Source organism: Streptomyces olivaceoviridis (assembly GCF_014650115.1).
Lineage (GTDB): Bacteria > Actinomycetota > Actinomycetes > Streptomycetales > Streptomycetaceae > Streptomyces > Streptomyces olivaceoviridis.
The window spans coordinates 59,997-73,476 of the sequence record NZ_BMUI01000006.1 but is presented as its reverse complement, the minus strand read 5'-3'; the positions used below and the strand labels follow the sequence as shown (position 1 = coordinate 73,476).

Annotated in this window: 10 protein-coding genes and 1 riboswitch; of the genes, 1 reads left to right on the top strand and 9 read right to left on the bottom strand. The window is 74.1% G+C overall.

Annotation, left to right across the window (positions count from 1 at the left end):
* Positions 1–4 precede the first annotated feature (4 nt).
* Positions 5–733 carry a ZIP family metal transporter gene (locus IE273_RS13635; protein WP_189815429.1) on the top strand — a complete coding sequence of 243 codons (729 nt, stop codon included), beginning with the start codon at positions 5–7 and terminating at the stop codon, positions 731–733.
* Between the two features lie 11 nt (positions 734–744).
* Here the strand turns inward: IE273_RS13635 and cobI are convergent, their stop codons facing one another.
* The 9 genes from cobI to IE273_RS13590 all read right to left on the bottom strand — a co-directional run bounded on the left by cobI (position 745) and on the right by IE273_RS13590 (position 13,455).
* Positions 745–1,494: a precorrin-2 C(20)-methyltransferase gene (cobI, locus tag IE273_RS13630; RefSeq protein WP_189815428.1), complete on the bottom strand. Its 750-nt coding sequence runs from the start codon at positions 1,492–1,494 to the stop codon at positions 745–747.
* Positions 1,491–2,861 carry a cobyrinic acid a,c-diamide synthase CobB gene (locus tag IE273_RS13625; protein ID WP_189815427.1) on the bottom strand — a complete coding sequence of 457 codons (1,371 nt, stop codon included), beginning with the start codon at positions 2,859–2,861 and terminating at the stop codon, positions 1,491–1,493. Before IE273_RS13625 ends, cobI begins: the two co-directional genes overlap by 4 nt.
* The gene (gene cobO, locus IE273_RS13620) at positions 2,861–3,460 is read right to left on the bottom strand and encodes a cob(I)yrinic acid a,c-diamide adenosyltransferase (protein WP_189815426.1); all 600 of its coding nucleotides are present in this window, start codon (positions 3,458–3,460) and stop codon (positions 2,861–2,863) included. Before cobO ends, IE273_RS13625 begins: the two co-directional genes overlap by 1 nt.
* A complete protein-coding gene (locus IE273_RS13615; protein ID WP_189815425.1) occupies positions 3,460–5,457 on the bottom strand; it encodes a putative cobaltochelatase in 1,998 nt (665 codons plus the stop codon). The genes cobO and IE273_RS13615 overlap by 1 nt, the downstream gene beginning before the upstream one ends.
* Positions 5,454–9,119 (bottom strand): cobaltochelatase subunit CobN, encoded by a 3,666-nt coding sequence (cobN, locus tag IE273_RS13610; protein WP_189815424.1) that lies wholly within the window; start codon positions 9,117–9,119, stop codon positions 5,454–5,456. The genes IE273_RS13615 and cobN overlap by 4 nt, the downstream gene beginning before the upstream one ends.
* Positions 9,116–10,624: a cobyric acid synthase gene (locus IE273_RS13605; RefSeq protein WP_189815423.1), complete on the bottom strand. Its 1,509-nt coding sequence runs from the start codon at positions 10,622–10,624 to the stop codon at positions 9,116–9,118. The genes cobN and IE273_RS13605 overlap by 4 nt, the downstream gene beginning before the upstream one ends.
* Entirely contained in the window at positions 10,621–11,565 is a 945-nt protein-coding gene (locus IE273_RS13600) for a cobalamin biosynthesis protein (RefSeq protein WP_189815422.1), read from the bottom strand. Before IE273_RS13600 ends, IE273_RS13605 begins: the two co-directional genes overlap by 4 nt.
* A gap of 105 nt (positions 11,566–11,670) precedes the next feature.
* Positions 11,671–11,808, bottom strand: a riboswitch (cobalamin riboswitch).
* 134 nt (positions 11,809–11,942) lie between these two features.
* Positions 11,943–12,170 (bottom strand): hypothetical protein, encoded by a 228-nt coding sequence (locus IE273_RS13595; RefSeq protein WP_189815421.1) that lies wholly within the window; start codon positions 12,168–12,170, stop codon positions 11,943–11,945.
* A gap of 34 nt (positions 12,171–12,204) precedes the next feature.
* Positions 12,205–13,455, bottom strand: coding sequence for an inorganic phosphate transporter (locus tag IE273_RS13590; protein WP_189815420.1), 1,251 nt, complete (start codon positions 13,453–13,455; stop codon positions 12,205–12,207).
* Between the last annotated feature and the right edge of the window lie 25 nt (positions 13,456–13,480).

Here is a 13,480-nt window from a genome sequence, read left to right as displayed (position 1 = left end):
GCCTATGGCGGTCTTCGTCGCGCTCGGCGCGTTCCTGATGACGCTGGCCGGCGGCTGGACGGCACAGCGCGTGACCGACCGTCGCCATCTGGTGCTGGGCCTGGCCGGCGGGCTGATGCTCGGCGTGGCCGGCCTGGACCTGCTGCCGGAGGCGCTCCGGACGGCGGGCACCGAGGTCCACGGCGTCCCGGCCGCGCTCCTGCTGTTCCTGGCCGGCTTCCTCCTCGCCCATCTGGTGGAACGCCTGCTGGCGGCCCGCCGCGCCGCCCACGGCGCCGACGAACACCACCACAGAGCCCCCGAGGTGGGCCTGACGGCGGCCGGGGCGATGGTGGGCCACAGCCTGATGGACGGCGTGGCGATCGGCGCGTCCTTCCAGGTGGGCGGCGGCATGGGCACCGCGGTCGCGCTCGCCGTCATCGCCCACGACTTCGCGGACGGCTTCAACACCTTCACTTTGACCAGCCTGTACGGCAACGCCCGCCGCAAGGCCCTCGCCATGCTCTTCGCGGACGCCGTCGCACCCGTCGCCGGAGCCGCCGCGTCCACGTTCCTCACCGTCCCGGCGGGCGTCCTCGGCGGCTACCTCGGCCTGTTCGGCGGCGCACTGCTGTACCTCGCCGCGGCGGAGATCCTCCCTGAGGCCCACCATGAGCACCCCGCCCGTTCGACCCTGCTGTGCACGGTCGCGGGCGCGGCCTTCATCTGGCTGGTGGTGGGCGTCACGGGGTGACCCGGGCCGGGTCACAGCTTTCCGCCCCGGCCGTCGTCCCGGCGCGGCGGCGCGATCAGCGTCGACAGGTACGGCAGCGGCGTCCCGTCCAGCTCGGCGGCCGGGCGGACCGACTCCTCCGGCAGCCCCAGCGCCGAGCCCCACACCGCGCCCCCGAGCCGCCCGGTCTCCCGCAGCGCCTGCGCGACCTCGGTGGCCTGCCGCCCGAACTTGTACGCCACGACCGTCCCCGGCCCGGCCAGCGCCTCCTTCAGCACCGCCGAGCCCGCCGTCACCGGCACGAGGGTCAGCGGCTCGGTGCCCTCGGTCAGCACGGCCCCGGAGCGCGCCGCGAGATCCTGCATGGCGGTGATCCCGGGCACGGTCTCCACGGTGACACCCGGCACCAGCTCCACGATGGTCTGCGCGAGATAGGTGAACGTCGAGTACACGTTCGGGTCCCCGATGGTGGCGAACGCGACCGACCCGTGCGCTTCCAGCAGCTCGGCGACCCGCTGCCCGGCCGCGTCCCAGGCCGCCTCGCGCCGGGCCCGGTCGGTGCGCTCGTTCAGCGCGAACACCACGCGGACGACCTTCTCCGCGGGCACGTAGTGCGACACGGTCGCCTCGGCCCGCCCGCGCTCCCCGCCATCCGTTCCGTCGGGCGCGGCCATGACGGGTACGACGACGACATCGGCGGCCCGCAGCGCGTTGACCCCCTTCACGGTCACCAGCTCCGGATCACCGGGACCGACCCCGACTCCGACCAGCCTGCTGCTCATGACGTCCGGCACCTCTCCACGAACCGACGGGCGACACCGGGCTCGGACGCCCAGTGCGTGTGCAGATAACTCGCGTGCACGCCCTGCTGTACGAAACCTTCGACCCGCCGGGCCGGGGCGCGTACGCCCCAGGCGGGAGCGGCACCGGCGCCCGGCTCGACGACGGTGCGGTGGAACTCGTGGCCCCGCATCCGCGTCCCGGCCGGCGCCAGCACACTGTCGCCGACGGCCACGGCGTCCCGGTAGCCGAGGGTCAGCCGGTCGGTCATCCGCGCGGTGGCGTCGAGCACACCGCACATGGGCTGCCCGTCCAGTTCGCGGCAGAGGTAGAGCAGCCCGGCGCACTCGGCGGCCACGGGGGCATTGGAGAGGGCCAGTTCGGCCACGGCCTCGCGCAGCGGCTCGTTGGCGGACAGCTCGGCGGCGTACACCTCGGGGAAGCCGCCCCCGATGACCAGCCCGGCGGTTCCTTCGGGCAGTCGCTCGTCACGGAGCGGATCGAAGGTGACCACTTCGGCTCCGGCGGCGGTGAGCAGTTCGGTGTGCTCGGCGTAGGAGAAGGTGAACGCGGGCCCGCCGGCGACGGCGACGACAGGGGCGTGCTTGCCGTCGGACCGAGTCCGGTGGTGGGCGGGCGAGGCGGGGGTCCACGGGGCGGGGCCCCCTGGGAGGGCACCCGCAGTACGGGCGAGTGCCTCCAGCGCGTCCAGGTCACATCCCCGAGCCACCTGCGCGGCCATGGCCTGGACGGCGTCCACCGCCGCGGCCTGCCGCTCGGCGACCGGCACCAGCCCGAGGTGCCGGGAGGGCGTGTCCACCTGAGCGACCCGCCGCAAGGCACCCAGGACCGGCACACCCGACGAGTCCAGCGCCTCCCGCAGCGACTCCTCATGCCGGTCCGAGCCGACCTTGTTCAGGATCACGCCCCCGACCCGCACCTGCGGATCCCAGGACGCGAACCCGTGCACCAGGGCCGCCACCGACCGCGACTGCGACGACGCGTCCACGACGAGCACCACCGGCGCCCGGAGCAGCTTGGCGACGTGCGCGGTGGACGCCAGCTCACCTTCGCCGGCGGCCCCGTCGTACAGCCCCATCACGCCCTCGACCACGGCGAGGTCACACCCGCGCGACCCGTGCAGGAACAGCGGAGCGACCAGCTCCGGCCCGCACAGGTACGCGTCCAGGTTGCGCCCCACCCGCCCGGTCGCCAGGGCGTGGTACCCGGGGTCGATGTAGTCCGGCCCGACCTTGTGCGGGGACACGGCGAGCCCCCGCGCGGCGAACGCGGCCATCAGCCCCGTGGCGACGGTGGTCTTGCCGCTGCCCGAGGAGGGCGCGGCGATGACCAGCCGGGGGACGGACATCACCACTCGATGCCCTTCTGGCCCTTCTGCCCCACGTCCATGGGGTGCTTGACCTTGGACATGTCGGTGACGAGGTCGGCGAGGTCCACCAGCTTCTCCGGGGCGTTCCGCCCGGTGATCACCACGTGCTGGGTGCCGGGACGGCCGCGCAGCACGTCGACGACCTCGTCGGTGTCGACCCAGCCCCAGTGCATCGGGTACGCGAACTCGTCCAGCACGTACAGCCGGTACGTCTCGGCGGCCAGGTCCCGCTTGACCTGCTCCCAGCCCTCGCGGGCCTTCTCCTCGTTGTCCATCTGTGCGTCGCGCTGGACCCACGACCAGCCCTCGCCCATCTTGTGCCAGTCGACGGTCCCGCCCTCGCCGGAGGCGCCGAGCACCCTGAGCGCGTTCTCCTCGCCGACCTTCCACTTCGCCGACTTGACGAACTGGAACACCCCGATGGGCCACCCCTGGTTCCAGGCGCGCAGCGCGAGCCCGAACGCGGCGGTGGACTTGCCCTTGCCGACGCCCGTGTGCACGACGACCAGCGGACGGTTCCTGCGCTGACGGGTCGTCAGTCCGTCGTCCGGTACGACACTCGGCTGTCCCTGCGGCACTACGCGGCCCTCCTCTTCGTCCCCTGCACATCCCTGACCAGCCCGGCGATCGAGTCGGCCCGCAGCTCGTCCAGCGTGACGGCCGTACCGCCCAGCTGACCGGCCAGCTCCCCGGCGAGCCCGAGCCGCACCGGCCCCGACTCGCAGTCCACGACCACCGAGGCGACCTGCTCGGCCGCGAACAGCCGCGCCGCCCGCCCCGCGAGGACGACCGGTTCCGGGCCGCCGGTGGCCCGGCCGTCGGTCACCACGACCACCAGGGCCCGGCGTGCCGGGTCCCGCAGCCGCTCCACCCGCAGCACCTCGTGCGCCTTCAGCAGCCCGGCGGCGAGCGGCGTACGCCCCCCGGTGGGCAGCGACTCCAGCCGCGCGGCGGCGGCGTCGACGGAGGACGTCGGCGGCAGCGCGACCTCGGCCGCCGCCCCCCGGAAGGTCACGAGCCCCACCTTGTCCCGCCGCTGGTAGGCGTCCAGCAGCAGCGACAGCACGGCCCCCTTCACCGCACTCATCCGCTGCCGTGCCGCCATCGACCCCGAGGCGTCCACCACGAACAGCACGAGGTTCCCCTCACGCCCCTCCCGGACCGCCTGCCGCAGATCGTCCCGCCGCACGACCAGCCCCGGCCCGGACCTGCCCCGCGCCCGCTGGTGCGGCGCGGCGGCCTGTACGGTCGCCGCCAGGTGCAGCTTGGTCAGCGCACCCCGGGGCCGCCGGGCCCCGGTGGTCCGCCCGTGCTCGGTCCGCGCCCGCGACCGCCGCCCGGCGGCACCCTCGCCGACGCCCGGGACGGTCAGCGCCTTGGCACGGAAGGGTTCGGCGGCCCGTACGGCCGACTGCTCCTGCCCGCCGGACGCCTGCGGCTGCCCGCCCTCGCCGGCCTCGGGCCGCGCGCCGCCGCCGGCGTCGTCCCGCGGACCGCTGTCGGGCGCCGGCTGCCCGCCGCCCCCACCGGGGCCGTCGGGGTCCGGATCGTCGTCGGGGGACTCGCCGGAGAACTGCTCCAGCGTCTCGTCCAGCTTGTCCTCGTCCAGACCCGGCGCGTCGAACGGGTTGCGCCGCCTGCGGTGGGGGAGCGCCAGCAGCGCGGCCTGCCGCACATCCTCCGCGAGCACATCGGTCCGCCCGGCCCACGCGGCCAGCGCGGTCGCCGTCCGGGCCATCACGATGTCGGCGCGCATGCCGTCCACCTCGAAGGCCGCGCAGGTCGCCGCGATCTGCCGCAGCGCCCCGTCGCCCAGCCGCACCCGCGGCACCAACTCCCGCGCCGCCACGATCCGCTGCCGTACGGCGGCCTCCTCGCCGGCCCAGCGCGCGGCGAAGGCGGCCGGATCGTCGTCGTACGCCAGCCGGCGCCGCACGACCTCCACCCGCTGCTCCGGCTCCCGCGAGGCGGCCACCTCCACGGTCAGCCCGAACCGGTCCAGCAACTGCGGGCGCAGCTCGCCCTCTTCGGGGTTCATGGTGCCGACGAGCAGGAACCGGGCCGCGTGCCGCACGGACACACCCTCGCGCTCCACGTACGAGGCACCCATCGCCGCCGCGTCCAGCAGCAGGTCGACCAGGTGGTCGTGGAGCAGGTTCACCTCGTCGACGTAGAGGATGCCCCGGTGCGCGTCGGCCAGCAGGCCCGGCTCGAAGGCCTTCACGCCCTCGGCCAGCGCCCGCTCGATGTCGAGGGCGCCGACGAGCCGGTCCTCGGAGGCGCCGACGGGCAGCTCGACCATCCGCGCGGGGCGCTCGACGCCGTCGCCGGACTCGTGCGGCCCGTCCGGGCAGGCGGGATCGGGGGAGGCCGGGTCACACGAGAACCGGCACCCGGGGACGACGGCCACCTCCGGCAGCAGCGCCGAGAGCGCCCGTACCGCCGTGGACTTCGCGGTGCCCTTCTCGCCGCGCACCAGCACACCGCCGACCGCCGGAGACACGGCGTTCAGCAGCAGCGCGAGCCGCAGATCGTCCTGGCCGACGACGGCCGTAAAGGGGAACGGGGTGGTCACTGGTCGCCCTCCAAGTCGCCTTCCAGCTCCAGATACGTGGCGCGCAGCCGCTCCAGCGTGTCCGCGTCCGGCTCCGCCCACAGGCCCCGGTCCGCCGCCTCCAGCAGCCGCTCGGTGATCCCGCGCAGCGCCCACGGGTTGGACTTCTTCATGAAGTCCCGGTTCTCCGGGTCGAAGACGTACTCGGCGCTGAGCTTCTCGTACATCCAGTCGTCGACCACGCCCGCCGTCGCGTCGTAGCCGAACAGGTAGTCCACGGTCGCCGCCATCTCGAAGGCGCCCTTGTAGCCGTGCCGGCGCATGGCCGCCATCCAGCGCGGGTTCACCACCCGCGCCCGGAACACGCGGTGCGTCTCCTCGCCCAGCGTCCGGGTCCTCACCTGGTCGGGTACGGCCGAATCGCCCACGTACGCCTCGGGGTTGGCGCCCGTCAGGTGCCGGACCATGGCGACCATGCCGCCGTGGTACTGGAAGTAGTCGTCGGCGTCGACGAGGTCGTGCTCACGGGTGTCGACGTTCTTCGCCGCCACCGCGATCCGCCGGAACGCCGTCTCCATGTCCCCGCGCGCCGCCCGTCCGTCGAGCCCGCGCCCGTAGGCGTAGCCGCCCCAGACGGCGTACACCTCGGCCAGGTCGGCGTCGCTGCGCCAGTTCCGCGCGTCGATCAGCGGCAGCAGACCGGCGCCGTACGCCCCCGGCTTCGAGCCGAAGATCCGGGCCGTGGCCCGGCGCCGGTCGCCGTGCCCGGCCGCGTCCTCCTCCACGTGCGCCCGCACGTAGTTGGACTCGGCCGGCTCCGCCAGCTCGGCCACCGCCCGCACCGCGTCGTCGATCAGCCCGACCACGTGCGGGAACGCGTCCCGGAAGAACCCGGAGATGCGGACGGTGACGTCGATGCGCGGGCGCCCCAGCTCCGCGAGCGGGATCACCTCGAAGCCGGTGACCCGGCGCGAGGCGTCGTCCCACACCGGGCGGCAGCCCAGCAGCGCCAGGATCTCGGCGATGTCGTCGCCCTGGGTGCGCATCGCGGACGTGCCCCACACCGTGAGGCCCACCGACCGGGGGTACTCCCCGGTGTCGCTCAGGTACCGCTGCACCAGCGAGTCCGCAAGCGACTGGCCGACCTCCCAGCTCAGCCGGGACGGGATCGCCTTGGGGTCGACCGAGTAGAAGTTGCGGCCCGTCGGCAGGACGTTGACCAGGCCCCGGGTCGGGGAGCCCGACGGGCCCGCCGGGACGTAACCGCCGTCCAGCGCCCGCAGGATGTGCCCGATCTCGTCGGTGGTCCGCGCCAGTCGCGGTACGACCTCGTCGCACGCGAACAGAAGCACCGCGACCGCGGCGGGGAGGTCGGCGCCGAGCACGCCCCGCAGGACGGCGGGGACGACCGTACGGTCCCACGCCCGCGCCTCCATGCCCTCCGCGATCCGCCGGCACAGCTGCTCCAGCAGGTCGATGGTGTCGGCGGCGGTCCGGGACGGCCCGTCGACCAGGTCCGTCAGCTCCACCGGCACCTTCACCGGGGCGCCCGGCTCGGCCAGCAGCTCCTTCTCCACCAGGCCGAAGTGCGCCGCCAGCGCGGCCCGCAGACCGGGCAGCGCGTCGGCCCGGCCGCCCCACACCTGGGAAGCGCGCAGCACGGCCAGCACGAGGTTCACGCGCGGTTCGCCGACCGGGCCGCCGCCCAGGATGTGCAGGCCGTCGCGGATCTGCACGTCCTTGATCTCGCACAGGTATCCGTCGATGTGCATGACGAACTCGTCGAACGCCTCGTCGTCCGGCTGCTCGTCCACGTGCAGGTCGTGGTGCAGCTCCGCCGCCTTGACCAGCGTCCAGATCTGGGCGCGGACGGCCGGGGCCTTCGCCGGGTCCAGGTCGGAGACGAGGGCGTACTCGTCCAGCAGCTGCTCCAGCTTGGCCAGGTCGCCGTAGGTGTCCGCGCGGGCCATCGGCGGCACCAGGTGGTCGACCACGGTGGCGTGCCCGCGCCGCTTGGCCTGGGTGCCCTCACCGGGGTCGTTGACGATGAACGGGTAGATCAGTGGCAGCTCGCCGAGTACGGCGTCCGGCGCACACCCCCGCGACAGGCCCAGTCCCTTGCCCGGCAGCCACTCCATCGTGCCGTGCTTGCCCATGTGCACGATCGCGTCCGCGCCGAAGCCCCCCTCCGCCGCAGCGGCCTCCAGCCACCGGTAGGCCGCCATGTAGTGGTGGGAGGGCGGCATGTCGGGGTCGTGGTAGATCGCGATCGGGTTCTCGCCGAAGCCGCGCGGCGGCTGGATCATGACGACGACGTTCCCGAACCGGAGGCTGGCCAGCACGATGTCGTCGCCGTCCACGTAGAGGCCGCCCGGCGGCTCGCCCCACGCCTCGGTCATCGCGTCCCGCAGCCCGGGGTCCAGCTTCTCGAACCACGCCCGGTAGTCGGCCAGCGGCACCCGCGCGGGCGCGGCGGCCAGCTGCTCTTCGGTCAGCCACTCCACGTCGTGCCCGCCGGCCTCGATCAGCCGGTGGATCAGCTCGTCGCCGCCCGAGGGGTACTCCGTGACCCCGTACCCGGCGTCCCGCAGCGCGTCCAGCACCCGGACCGCCGACGCGGGCGTGTCCAGGCCGACCGCGTTGCCGACCCGGGAGTGCTTGGTCGGGTACGCCGTGAAGACCAGCGCGATCTTCTTCTCCGCGTTCGGCTTGTGCTTCAGCCGGGCGTGCCTGACGGCGATCCCGGCCACGCGGGCGGCCCGCTCGGGATCGGCGACGTACACCGGGACCTCGTCGGGGCCCTGCTCCTTGAAGGAGAACGGCACGGTGATCAACCGGCCGTCGAACTCCGGGATCGCGACCTGCATCGCCGCGTCCATGGGGGACAGGGCCGCGTCGGACTCCTCCCACGCGGCCCGCGAGGAGGTGAGGCACAGCCCTTGGAGCACCGGGACGTCCAGGTCGGCGAGCGCGCCGATGTCCCAGGACTCCTCGTCACCGCCCGCCGACGCCTGGGAGGCGTGCGTGCCGCCGGCCGCGAGCACGGTGGCGACCAGCGCGTCGGCCCGTCCCAGCAGCTCGTACAGGGCGGGGTCCGCGCCGCGCAGCGAACCGCAGTACACCGGCAGGGCGTTGGCGCCCCGCGCCTCGATCGCCTCGCACAGGGTGTCCACGAAGGCGGTGTTGCCGCTCAGTTCGTGCGCCCGGTAGAAGAGCACGCCCACGGTCGGCCGGCCGTCTTGGACCTCGTACGCGCCGTGCACGCCGAACTCCGGCATCCGGCGCGGCTCCTCGAAGCCCTCGCCGGTCAGCAGCACGGTGTCCGACAGGAACCGGGACAGCTCCAGCAGGTTCGCGGGGCCGCCCTCGACCAGGTACTTCAGCGCCTCCGCGACCACACCGGCCGGCACCGACGACTCCGCCATCAGCTCGGCGTCCGGCACGGCCTCGCCGCCCAGCAGCACGGTCGGGACGCCGGACGCCTTCAGCGCGGCCAGCCCGTCCTCCCAGGCCCGCTTGCCGCCCAGCAGCCGTACGACGGCGAGGTCCGCGCCCTCGACCAGGCCCGGCAGCTCCCCGGCGACGTCGACGCGGGTGGGGTTGCCGATGCGGTAGCCGGCGCCGGACGCCCGGGCGGCCAGCAGATCCGTGTCGGCGGTCGACAACAACAACACTGTGCTCATGCGGGCGCTCCCGGTGGAATGAAAGGCAGTCCTTGCGGCGCGCCGGACTCGATGAGCCGCCACAGCGCGTCCGTGTCCGCGTGCTGTTCGATCAGGTCGCCGAGCCGGTCGAGCTGCTCCTCGCGCAGCGCGGCGAAGGAGGTGTCCGGCGCGGGCACGAAGCGGCGGCCCGCGGCGGCGGCCACCTCGCGCAGGAAGGCCCGCCGGAAGCCGTCCGACTCCAGCGAGCCGTGCCAGTGGGTGCCCCAGGTCTGGCCCACCCGGCAGCCGTCCAGGAAGGGTTCGCCGCCCTCGACCGAGGCCACCCCGTGGTGGATCTCGTAGCCGTCGACCCGCTCGCCGAGGGCTTCGCCGCTGGGCCGGGTGAGGGTCTTCTCGCGGGCGAACCGCACCCGGACGGGCAGGACGCCGAGCCCGGGGACGGCTCCGGCGCGGGACTCGACGTCGTCCTCGATGTGTTCGCCGAGGATCTGGAAGCCGCCGCAGACACCGAGGACCGGGCGTCCCTGTGCGGCCCGGCGGACGAGGGCGTCGGCCAGCCCCCGCTCCCGCAGCCACTCCAGCGCCCGTACGGTCCCGCGCGTGCCCGGGACGACGACGAGATCGGCGTCCGCGAGCTCCTCCGGCCGGTCCACGAACCGCACCACGACGCCCGGTTCGGCGGCCAGCGCGTCCACGTCGGTGAAGTTGGACATCAGCGGGATCGCGCACACGGCGACCCGCAGCACGTCCTCGCCGAACGGGGGAGCGACCGTGGACTCCCGTACGGTGCCCCGCAGGGACACCCCCATCCCGTCCTCCTCGTCGATGCCGAGTCCGTGCCGGAAGGGCAGCACGCCGTACGTGCGCCGCCCGGTGAGGTCCCGGAGCATGTCCAGCCCGGGCTCCAGCAGGCTGACATCGCCCCGGAACTTGTTCACCAGGAACCCGGCGACCAGCTCCTGGTCCTGCGGTGAGAGCAGGGCGACGGTGCCGAAGAAGGAGGCGAACACGCCCCCGCGGTCGATGTCGCCGACGACGAGCACCGGCAGCCGCGCGTTCCGCGCGATCCCCATGTTGACGATGTCGGTCCGCCGCAGGTTGATCTCGGCCGGGCTCCCCGCCCCCTCACAGATCACCGCGTCATACGTGCCCCGCAATTCAGCCAGGCAGTCCAGCACCGTGCCCAGCAGCCGTTGCTGGCGCCCGCCGTGGTACCCGCGCGCGCTCAGCTCGCCCACCGGCTTGCCCAGCAGCACCACCTGGCTGCTCTGCTCGCCGCCGGGCTTGAGCAGCACCGGGTTCATCAGCGCGGTCGGCTCCACCCGGCAGGCCTGGGCCTGCATGGCCTGCGCCCGGCCGATCTCCGCGCCCTCGCGCGTGACGAACGAGTTCAGGGACATGTTCTGCGCCTTGAACGGCGCGACCTTCACGCCCTGGCGCACCAGCCAGCGGCAGATGCCCGCCGTCACGACGCTCTTGCCCGCGTCGGAGGTGGTGCCGGCGACGAGGAGCCCACCGTTCACTTCCCACGTCCTTTCGTCAGGGCGCGCGCGGCCAGCGTGGTGCCGAGCGCGAGCAGGCCGACGCGGCGCGAGAGCCGTACGGCCCGGTCGATGTCGGTGACGCGGACCGGCCGTCCGGTGGCGCCGTTCAGCACCGGGCGGTGTTCGACCCGGCCGCCGTAGGAGAGCGTCCCGCCCAGGCGCACGCCGAGGGCGCCCGCGAAGGAGGCCTCCACGGGCCCGGCGTTGGGGCTCGGATGCCGCCGCGCGTCCGCCCTCCAGGCGCGTACGGCGCCGCGCGGATCGGGTCCGGCCACGGCGGCGAGTACGGCGGTCAGCCGGGCCCCCGGCCAGCCGGCGACGTCGTCCAGGCGGGCGGAGGCCCAGCCGTAGCGCCGGTGGCGGACCGACTTGTGACCCACCATCGCGTCCAGGGTGTTGACCGCCCGGAACCCGAGCAGCCCCGGGACCCCGGCCACGGCGCCCCAGACGAGCGCGCCGACCACGGCGTCGGAGGTGTTCTCGGCGACCGACTCGACCACGGCGCGGGCGATGCCGTCGGCGTCCAGCGCCTGCGGGTCCCGGCCGCACAGGTGCGGCAGCCGGGCGCGGGCGGCCTCGACGTCCCCGGCCTGGAGGGCACGCCCGACGGCGCGGGCCTCCCGGGCGAGCGAGGTGCCGCCGACGACGGCCCAGGTGGCGGCGGCGGTCAGCGCGGCGGAAGCGGTACGGGAGGGGCGTACGGCGCGTGCGGTCAGCGCGCCGAGGGCGACGGCGCCACCGGCGCACACGGCGGTGTGCAGCGCGCCCCAGCCACGGTGGTCGTGCCACAGGGCGCGTTCCACGGCCCCGGCCGCCCGGCCGAACGCGGCGACCGGATGCCCGCGGCGCGGATCGCCGAGGAGCAGGTCACCGAGGACGCCGGCGGCGGCGCCGTACGCGTATGTGCGATCGGCACCCATCGGCTCAGCCGGCCGTGGGAACAGGAACGGTCCTGGTACGGGTCCTCGATCGGCAGCCGAGCATGGCGATATGTGTCCTCACTCAGGGTGTCCGCGCCCTGGTTCGACGTGAAATCGGCGGTGAGAGTTCCTGGCTCCCGGGGTTCTTCCCCGGTGACAGTGGCGGGACCGCGCCGGATTCGCACCGGCTTCCTCTCTTGCCGCCGTACATGGCCTGGGCAGTCCACCACGTGCCCGGAACGGCCGTCAACTTGCCTTTGACCTGGGACGCCGGACTGTGCTGAGGCCCACATCGCCGGTCTGCCGGACGACATGCGTCGGCCCCGCCGGTCCCGCCGAAGCGGAGGCCGACGGGGCCGGTGTCGGGTGTCGGACCGTCAGGGCTTGACGACGATCAGGTAGATCCCGTACGCCACCGCCGCCGCACAGGCCGCGAAGCACACGTAGGCGCCGGTGACGGCGAGGGCGGCGGACCCGCCCCGGGCCGCGGCCTTCTCACGGCGCGACAGGCCGTTGATGCCGAGGGTGAACAGGACCACCAGGCCCACCGTGAACGCGAGGCTGACGCCGAAGACGGAGCCGAGGGCCGCCCAGTCGATCTTCATGGGGATGCTTCCTTCAGTAACCGTGTGCGCGGGGTCAGACCGCGGCGGCCGGCGGGGCGGCCGGGGCGGCGGGGGAGGGCTCGGTGACCGGGGCGGGGATCGTGGCCGTCAGGTCCTCGGTGACCAAGCCCGCCGGGGGCGGGGTCACGGCGGCGATGGCGGCGGTGACCACACCGGCCGGCTCGCCGCTCTCCGCGACCACGTTGGTGTGGTCGACGACCTCGCGGCGGGAGATCTTCCAGATCGCGGCGCTCGCGGCGACCAGGAAGACGGCGACGCCGGCGGTGCCCCAGTCACCCAGGTCGGTGACGGACTCGGCGCCCGCGCCGACCAGCGCGGCGGCCGGGAGGGTCAGCGCCCAGGCGACGAACATGCGGGTCGCGGTCGACCAGCGGACCACGCCGCCCTTGCGGCCGAGGCCCGCGCCCATCACCGAGCCGGAGACGACGTGCGTGGTGGAGAGGGAGAAGCCGAGGTGGGAGGAGGCCAGGATGGCGGTCGCGGCGCTGGTCTGGGCGGCGAAGCCCTGGCGCGGCTCCAGGTCGGTCAGGCCCTTGCCCATGGTGCGGATGATGCGCCAGCCGCCGATGTAGGTGCCGAGCGCGATGGCCATGCCCGCCGAGAGGATCACCCAGGTGGGAGGGTTGGAGCCGGGGGCGATGGAGCCGCCCGCGACGAGGGCGAGGGTGATGATGCCCATCGTCTTCTGGGCGTCGTTGGTGCCGTGCGCGAGGGAGACCAGGCCGGCGGAGGCGATCTGGCCGGCGCGGTAGCCCTTGCGGGTGGCCTCGCCGTCGGCGGTGCCGACGCCGTAGGAGAAGCGGGTGGCCAGCAGCGAGGCGAGGCCCGCGACGACCGGCGCGGCGACGGCCGGGAGCAGCACCTTGGTGACCAGGGCGTCACCGTGGACGGCGCCGAAGCCGGCGGAGGCGACGGTGGCGCCGACCAGGCCGCCCGTCAGGGCGTGCGAGGAACTGGAGGGCAGGCCCACCAGCCAGGTCAGCAGGTTCCAGAGGATCGCGCCGACCAGGGCGGCGAAGATGACCTCGGGACGGATGCCGGTCTCGTCGACGAGACCCTTGGAGATCGTGTTCGCGACCTCCACGGAGAGGAAGGCGCCCACGAGGTTGAGGGCGGCGGACATGGCAACCGCGATCTTCGGCTTCAGGGCGCCTGTGGAGATGGTGGTGGCCATCGCGTTCGCGGTGTCGTGGAAACCGTTCGTGAAATCGAACGCGAGAGCGGTCACTACCACAATCGCGAGGATCAGCGAGAAGCTTTCCATTTACCCAGGCAATCGTTCGAGGTCA

Excerpts from the sequence above, each read along its gene's own strand:
- IE273_RS13600 (WP_189815422.1), bottom strand. The coding sequence starts at position 11,565 with ATGGGTGCCGATCGCACATACGCGTACGGCGCCGCCGCCGGCGTCCTC.
- IE273_RS13635 (WP_189815429.1), top strand. The coding sequence starts at position 5 with ATGGCGGTCTTCGTCGCGCTCGGCGCGTTCCTGATGACGCTGGCCGGC.
- IE273_RS13590 (WP_189815420.1), bottom strand. The coding sequence starts at position 13,455 with ATGGAAAGCTTCTCGCTGATCCTCGCGATTGTGGTAGTGACCGCTCTC.
- IE273_RS13625 (WP_189815427.1), bottom strand. The coding sequence starts at position 2,861 with ATGTCCGTCCCCCGGCTGGTCATCGCCGCGCCCTCCTCGGGCAGCGGC.
- cobI (WP_189815428.1), bottom strand. The coding sequence starts at position 1,494 with ATGAGCAGCAGGCTGGTCGGAGTCGGGGTCGGTCCCGGTGATCCGGAG.
- cobN (WP_189815424.1), bottom strand. The coding sequence starts at position 9,119 with ATGAGCACAGTGTTGTTGTTGTCGACCGCCGACACGGATCTGCTGGCC.
- IE273_RS13595 (WP_189815421.1), bottom strand. The coding sequence starts at position 12,170 with ATGAAGATCGACTGGGCGGCCCTCGGCTCCGTCTTCGGCGTCAGCCTC.